This is a genomic window from Succinimonas amylolytica DSM 2873 (assembly GCF_000378405.1).
GTDB lineage: Bacteria > Pseudomonadota > Gammaproteobacteria > Enterobacterales > Succinivibrionaceae > Succinimonas > Succinimonas amylolytica.
The window spans coordinates 1,945,374-1,952,645 of record NZ_KB899636.1 but is presented as its reverse complement, the minus strand read 5'-3'; the positions used below and the strand labels follow the sequence as shown (position 1 = coordinate 1,952,645).

7 protein-coding genes are annotated in these 7,272 nt (G+C 53.7%); 1 reads left to right on the top strand and 6 read right to left on the bottom strand.

What is annotated here, in order from left to right:
• The coding region (locus F557_RS22695) for a transposase (RefSeq protein ID WP_019001855.1) at positions 1 to 311 on the top strand (311 nt) is incomplete at its 5' end.
• Here F557_RS22695 and F557_RS0108735 read toward each other — a convergent pair.
• The 6 genes from F557_RS0108735 to F557_RS22690 form a co-directional block, all read right to left on the bottom strand.
• On the bottom strand, positions 308 to 1,399 hold the full coding sequence (locus F557_RS0108735; RefSeq protein ID WP_019001854.1) for a serine/threonine-protein kinase: 1,092 nt from the start codon (positions 1,397 to 1,399) through the stop codon (positions 308 to 310). The two genes, F557_RS22695 and F557_RS0108735, sit on opposite strands and share 4 nt — an antisense overlap.
• 467 nt (positions 1,400 to 1,866) lie before the next feature.
• Positions 1,867 to 4,125, bottom strand: a complete 2,259-nt coding sequence (locus F557_RS0108730) for a DUF6273 domain-containing protein (protein WP_019001853.1) — start codon at positions 4,123 to 4,125, stop codon at positions 1,867 to 1,869.
• Positions 4,126 to 4,399: 274 nt separating this feature from the next.
• Positions 4,400 to 4,936 (bottom strand): BUD32 family EKC/KEOPS complex subunit, encoded by a 537-nt coding sequence (locus F557_RS0108725; RefSeq protein ID WP_044143199.1) that lies wholly within the window; start codon positions 4,934 to 4,936, stop codon positions 4,400 to 4,402.
• Between the two features lie 160 nt (positions 4,937 to 5,096).
• Positions 5,097 to 5,879 carry an endonuclease III gene (nth, locus tag F557_RS19390; protein WP_157617797.1) on the bottom strand — a complete coding sequence of 261 codons (783 nt, stop codon included), beginning with the start codon at positions 5,877 to 5,879 and terminating at the stop codon, positions 5,097 to 5,099.
• A gap of 8 nt (positions 5,880 to 5,887) precedes the next feature.
• Positions 5,888 to 7,018 carry an N-acetylglucosamine-6-phosphate deacetylase gene (gene nagA / locus F557_RS19385; protein WP_019001850.1) on the bottom strand — a complete coding sequence of 377 codons (1,131 nt, stop codon included), beginning with the start codon at positions 7,016 to 7,018 and terminating at the stop codon, positions 5,888 to 5,890.
• A gap of 68 nt (positions 7,019 to 7,086) precedes the next feature.
• Positions 7,087 to 7,272: hypothetical protein (locus F557_RS22690; RefSeq protein ID WP_211209522.1), on the bottom strand; the 186-nt coding region annotated here is incomplete at its 5' end.

Below are 7,272 nucleotides of genomic sequence, written 5' to 3'. Positions count from 1 at the left end.
CCAGAATTCTGGAGGACGGCTCTATTCCTCTGGATAACTCGGCCGCCGAGAGAGCTATTCGTGACTTTGCAGTGCTGAGACATTCAATGCCCAGCGGATTTGGCTCTATTGAGGGAGCTAAGTCTACGGCTGTGTTCTCATCATTTCATGAAACCTGCAAAGCTCATGGAGTTGACCTGGAAGATTACCTTGAATTTCTGTTCAGATATATGGGTATTCACAGAGACGAACTGAAAGATGAATCGCTGTCTGATGAAAGAAGAAATGCTATTCTTGAGCAGGCTATGCCGTGGAAATTTAAGAAGGCCTAAAGTGCTGACTTTAGACCTAATACACTGCGGAACTCTGCGGCATTCCGAAAACGCAGATCGCTTCCCTCAAGCACTGCCACTCCGGAACCGGAGGCCTCCGCGGTTCTGACGGCACTGCTCTCCGGAGGCGGCTCACGGCCTTTAACCGGGGAGACCTCTTCTGCTGTTTCCCCCTCCGCCCCGGGAACAGAAATTCCCGCCTCCCCGAGCCAGCACCAAATCTCCGCTTCACCCCAGCCCTTCCGGCAAAGCCCCGAAACCAGACATCTGAGATCCTGGGGGAATTTCTCCGGAAAAATAAGTTCACTGTCACGGTTTCTAAAACAGAACGGCGGGGGCAAAAAACCGGTAAAGAGCTCATATACCGTAAGTCCCAGAGCCTGGTAATCATCTCTCCTGGGAGTTTCCCCAGCTCCTAACGAGGAGCATCCGGGCCGGCCGGGAGAATCCGTAATAACGCCGGCCCCAGTAAGCAGAAGCCGCGTTCCGGAATTGTCAGGAACAATGGCCGCAGGCGAGAGATTCCCGTGCCGGATGCCGGCATTGTGCAGATCCCGGAGACCGGCAACGACCGCGGGAATGATTATTCCTTTCAGCACCTCTTCAGAAAATGTACCGCCCCCTGCCAGCACCCGATCAAGTGCGGGATACCGGAAAAAGGGGGTAATGGTATATTGCCGGTTATGAAAGGTACCGCACACCAGAACCGGCGCCACCCGGGAACACTTAAGAGTCGCAAGCACGGCAGCAGTCCCGGGGGCAATAGCCTGCTCCCGGCGGTAAAGCTTCAGAATAAAGGACGGCGAGTTTTCGTACGAAAACGCCGGACTCTCAGAAGACTCTGACACCGCCTTCTCCGGAACAGCTAAAGAAGGGGCCGGAATTTCTGTTTTCTCTCCGGAAAGACGGCAGCACCGGTAGACATCGGCCACCCCGGAATTAACCAGAATTCTTTCCAAAACCCGGTAGCCGCTCAGAACAAGTCCGGTAATGTCATAGTTACCCTGAAAATCAGCCGGGGCCGCAGTTTGCGAAATGAAGCTCAGAAAATCACCGGGCAGCGATTCCGGCACTATATGGTCTGACATTTTTGCCTCCGTATACTATTATTCTGACATCCGAAGCCCGGCCCAGTACGCCGGATATATGATTCCCGAGTTCCCGAAAACCGCAGACTTCCGGCTTCCTGAAAATAACGGCTGCCCTCTTCACGGGCGATATGGCTGAACAGTAAGAGGACAGGAACGGACCTCATGACAGGACCGGAATGATGTCCGTTCCGAAGGGAAAAACTATATATCGCAGAAATAACCGCAAACCGCAGATTTACGGCACTTCTGCAAGAGGATGGTAGCTGGCAGATGCCAAATTTGTATCACTGCACCACTAGAAGAAACAAAGCACATTCTACATGCTTACAGCCATAGTATAGCGGCAGTAAAACTGTAACTCTATACAGGCAGTTATTTACTTATTCTTCAGCTGTCAGACCGCAGTCCATGTTTTCCTGAGGAAATTCTGTGATAGAGGGTTGCCCTTTTCCTAAGCGGAACGGTCAGTTCAGGGCGCTAAGGTCTATTCTCATGGCAGGACGTACCGTGCCAATAGCGTTAAGAACACTTCCGCCAGCCAGATGAAGATCCCCTTCCGAGGTCACCAGAGCTGCCCGGTACTGATAACGCCCAGGAGTTCGCAGCCACCAGTAGCAGCAGCCGTTGGTATCGTCCACAAAGCAGTTCCCGGAAACGGCAAAGCGTGTCGGAGAACACTGGCGCGCCGCATCTTCCCGAAAATATTTCCGGGCTTCAGAAATGCTGAGGCAGAAGATCCGATCCCGGGTATCGGCACCGCCCCTGGTATGGTACTCCCGGTTATCTTCGTTGACGAGCCGGGATTCCCTTATCATCTGCTGCTCCCGTTCAGAAAACGCCATCCTCAGGAATTCTCCGTTAAGCCAGGCACGGAGATCGCAGTTCTCCCAGGTTCGATCGGCATACTCATGATGATACTGCTTGCAGTCCAGACCGTAACGGCTGATGACCAGAGCCTCGTTTCCGGATTTCTGGAGCACCAGCCATTCAAGCGGTGTTTTTACGCTGGAATTTTCCTGCCAGTAGCTTCCAAAGATCAGATACTCGCCGGACTTCAGCTCTGCTCGCGGATATCTGACCCCGTTAACTGTGATAATTCCGTTCCGGGGATCTTTCAGAGAGGTATACTTCATAAGACCGTTTATGGCTTCCTCCAGAAGCGGCCGGGCTTTAAGAGCCTCCAGAGTGAGCTCATGCTCATGAACAAAGCGCTTCAGATTAAGAGGGGTGTCCTGATTAGCTGCTATAAGATCAGTCAGGAAGGCAATAAAATCATTCTCCGTCCCGAATATCCTTTCTCCGAATTTCACACAGTGCTCTGCAAGTTTTTCCAGCTCCTCATGAACATCCGAATGCCAGACATGCTCCGCAATGTCTCTGAGAGCCTTGCCATAGCAGGAACGCAGATGCAGAAGCTCATAGAATCCGCCATTATCCCGGAGCTTTTCGATATAGCTCCGGAATTCCCCGGCATTCCGGAAGCTGTACTCGCCATCTCCGAACTCCGCGGTTCCCAGACCTTCACAGCAGGGATCCAGCTGGTACAGCAAATCCATCAGAACCTGCACCCGATCGGCGCCGGCCTCAATATCCCGGGCAGCTTTTTTGCATAGTGCTCCCTTCTGTTCGTCAAAGGAGAGATAATGATAAACCAGGGTACCTCGCAGGAGCTCCTCCGCCCCCATTGCCGGAGAAACGAACAGGGCCTTCAGAAGGTCTCCTTCATTATGATAGGTAATCCCCCCAAAACGGTACGGCGGAAAACCGGATTCCGGCCGGGAAAGCCGGGAGGCCCCCGGAACCGGAAGCTTTTCACCGTTAAGCCATCTTCTGACCTCGTTATACCCCCACCTTCTGTCGGGATTATCCGGATCATTCCGTCCGGAAAGATCCCCATAGGTCAGCCCCAGCACAAGAGTCCGGAGATCCTCCGGAAAATTCTCCGGAAACACCAGAGTGCCACCGGGTGAAGAATCTGCACCTTCCAGCTGGGGTAACTCCCGGTTCTTAGAAGGAAGGGAGCCGGTAAAAAGCTCGAATATCGTGATCCCCAGAGCGTAGTAGTCGCTTTCCCTGTGGAACACGCCCTGAAGTGCCTCCGGAGCGGCATAGAACGGCGTCATGCCGGTTCTGGTCACCACAAAGCTTTTGTTTCCGGAACTGCTGCTGATCCCGAAGTCAATAATGACAATGTGCTCTCCGGAATCATCGGGAAGGAGATTGGCAGGCTTGAGATCCTTATGAATAATTCCCGCGTCATGAAGTGCCTTAAGACCTTCGTTCACGGAAGGAATAATCACCTTTCGGAGATGCTCCTCAGAAAACCGGCCGCCGTCCTCCAGCACCCGGCCCAGACTCGGAAATTTATAGCAGGGCCTTATGACGTACTGATGATTATCATAAACTCCGCAGGCACATACAGGGGATACATAAGGACTCATAATTCCTTTGAGCCGGGCAATGACATCATCCTTCACGGCATTAGGTCTTCTGAAAATCTTCAGCACATACCGCTCATTGGAGTTCATGGTCCAGGAGTATTCCCCGCTGTCTCTGCGGCAGATATAAAGATCAGCCTCCCCGGACTCCACACGGAGCTTTTCCAGCACCCGGAAGCCGCTCAGCGTAAGACCGGTGACATCGGGACAGAACAGGGATTCGTCCTGTACCGAAGTCCGGTTTATAAGATTAAGAAAATCATTGCTCGAATTTGTTTCTGACATTTCCCGAGATTCCCAGACTCCGCGCTTCGCTCAAAAAAACAAACGGCCTCATTAGCCGAAAAAACGCTCCGTTCTGCGCATTTTTCCGGTACCGTCCTAATGCCGCCATCATTTTACCTGAAAACCGGCGCCGGTCAGATAATTATAACCGTTATCAGACAAAAATATACAGAAGCTTTTCCCTGCCATTGCCGGCACTGTTCACAGGAATTACGGAAAACGGCGCCCCCGAACGCCTTATCTCAGGTCATAATGACAGCCCCCGGACAGGAAATTATTTATGGTTTCGGAGGTATGCCTCAAACTCTGGAGTCCGGGACCAGTACTTAATCCCCCAGTTCTCAAAATTCCACTCGTCCATATAGCCGTTGCATTCATAGTCCACATACCAGATAAGGCCGTCCCGAACCACAAAATTGGTAGGGAAATAATCGATATTGAGACCGGCTGCCCGGGCCCGGGCAGCCATTTCCCGCACCTCCTCCAGGTAAGGATCCGCATTGCCCCGATCCCGCACGATATCAAACACAGTGTCCCCCGCAATGTACTCCTTCACAATACGTTCATTTTCCACATCCAGAGCCAGCATTTCAGGAATTCTGATCCCGGCGCTTTTCAGACGCTGATAGTCATTGCGTTCCGCCTCAATCTTGTTTCCGAAGGTATAGTAATCGCAGGGTTCATGATGAATCTGCTTCAGCACCACCTCCCTGCCGTCACACCTGGCAAGATAGGAATACCCGCCCTTGCCGTGTCCCAGAAGTCTTTTGATCTCGCAGATCTTTCCCGCGGCCGCTACTGTTTTTTCCATAACATGATCCTCCGTACTGCCCTGTTTGCGCCTCCGGGAAATCCGGTATCCGTCCCCGGAGAGCTGGGTCCATTGTACTCCAAAGAATCCGTCAGCAAAAAATAAGGCGGCATTTTCGAACAATTTGTCAAAGCTCTAACCTGGAACCCTTCCGGTTCTTCTAGAGTCTCTCTTCCCGGTTTTCATTCCCGGAACGGCGCCGGGGGACTTGGGAAGCCGCCGGCCTGGCAGATTTCATCAGTTTGCTGCTTTTCCCTTTTTGTCTTTGTGTCCCCGGAGTTCCGGCCTTACTGCAGGCATTTCCGGAAGCCTCCGGGAGAGCAGGCTTCCAGCGGCACAGATCCTGGGCCGGACATTCCCGGCACAAAGGACTCCGGGCCCTGCAGATATGCCGTCCCAGATAGATCAGCCAGTGGTGGGCATCATGCAGAAACTCCGGGGGAATCACAGCAGGAAGCTCGCTGCTGACAGCCTCGGGAGTTTTTCCCGAAACCAGACCCAGCCGGGAATTCACCCGGAAGATATGAGTATCCACGGCCACGGTTCCCTGGCCGAAAGCGATGTTTCGTACCACCCGGGCGGTTTTGATTCCCACCCCCGGGAGGGACACCAGATCCGCTTCAGATTCCGGCACCTCCCCGTTAAAGCGGGTAACCAGGGCCTCAGACAGCGCCCTGAGATGCCGGGCCTTATTCCGGTAAAGGCCGATGCTGGCGATTATCCTTTCGATTTCAGCATTGTCCAGAAGCCGCATGCTTTCCGGATCCGGAGCCACCCGAAAGAGCTCCGGAGTTACCCGGTTCACCGCCGTGTCAGTGGTCTGGGCAGACAGGAGCACCGCACAGAGAAGCTCAAAATTGTTCCGGAATGCCAAAGTGGGCCGGGGATCTGGCCATTTCTCCCGCAGCCGCCGGAAAAGCTCCGCTATATCCGGCTTTTTCATTGTCTTCATCATCCGGCTTTAAAGGCTCCCCTGATATTAAGAACGGAATCCAGAATGAGATAGACCTCCGGCGTTTCCCCCATCGCCCGGAACGGCGCTTCAGAAGCGGCATAGAGCGCCTCTTTTTCAGAAAATCCGCCGTACTGCACGAGATTCCTGACCCCTTCCAGCATGGTGAGCCGGGAGCCGCCCAGAGTGCCATCCTTATTGACAAGCCCGCGAACCGGATCATTGTATACCGTGGTCCCCGCAAAAAGGAAGCTCGCGAGAGGTTCCCGCACGCCGGCCGCCGCCAAAGCATCGGTTACCAGCACAAGGCGCTTTCCCAGACATTTTCGGGCAATCCGGATTTCCGGCCATGCCACATGAATGCCGTCGGCAATAACCCCGGCATAAACCGTGTCTGACGCCAGCACCGCTTCAACAGCCATGGGATCCCTGCCGCCCCGGGCATGAGACATGGCATTATGAAGATGGGTGGCCAGGGTGGCACCGTTCCTGAAAAACTCCCCGGCCCGGGCAGCATCTGCAGCAGTGTGCCCCAGGGACACCCGGATTCCGGCACCGACCAGTCTTTTAAGATATTCCGGAGGCACCGCTGCGGGATCCGCCGTGATATAGGACACGGCATCCCGATATTCCAGAAGAAGCTGAAGATCCTCTGCCGTCATGCTTCTTATAAACCTCTCCTCATGTATTCCCTTTTTGGCACGGCTGATAAACGGGCCTTCCAGGTGCACTCCGGGGATGCTGTCCCTGAGAAAAGGCTGGCATTCCCGGACGATTTTCAGAGTCTCCGCCATATGCTCAAAGGAACAGGTGATAACCGTGGGCACAAAACGGAACACGCCATCCTCCCTCATGGAAGCGGCAATGCGGCTCAGAGCCTCCCGGGAAATGCTTGCGTCCAGCATTATCCCGTCATAGCCGTTAACCTGGAGATCATAAAAAGCGGGACAGAGATAATAGGTCTCCGCAGTCTCCTCCAGTTCCGCCGGTTCCGGTTTAAACAAATCTCCGGAAGCACGCCCGGCAGGTCCGGCTTTGCATCCGGTCTTAAGAAATTCAGGGAAAGCACATCTGCCTTTCCGCCAGCGCTCCCAGATCCCGGCGGCAAATTCTCCTGCAGTTATAAGCATTGCTGTTTCTCCAGACTAAAAAAAGCCGGTGGCAGAACCATCGGCTGTTATACGGTATCAGGGCTTTATCAGGAGTTCTTCTGCTCGTTTAGAGCCCTGGCCCACTCGTCAAGCACCTCGTCGTCAGATTTCGGCTTCTGTTCCTCTTCCTTCTGTTCGCCGAGAGCCTTAGCCCACTCGTCCATAACATCGGCATCGGATTTCGGCTTCTGTTCCTCTTCCTTCTGTTCACCGAGAGCCTTAGCCCACTCGTC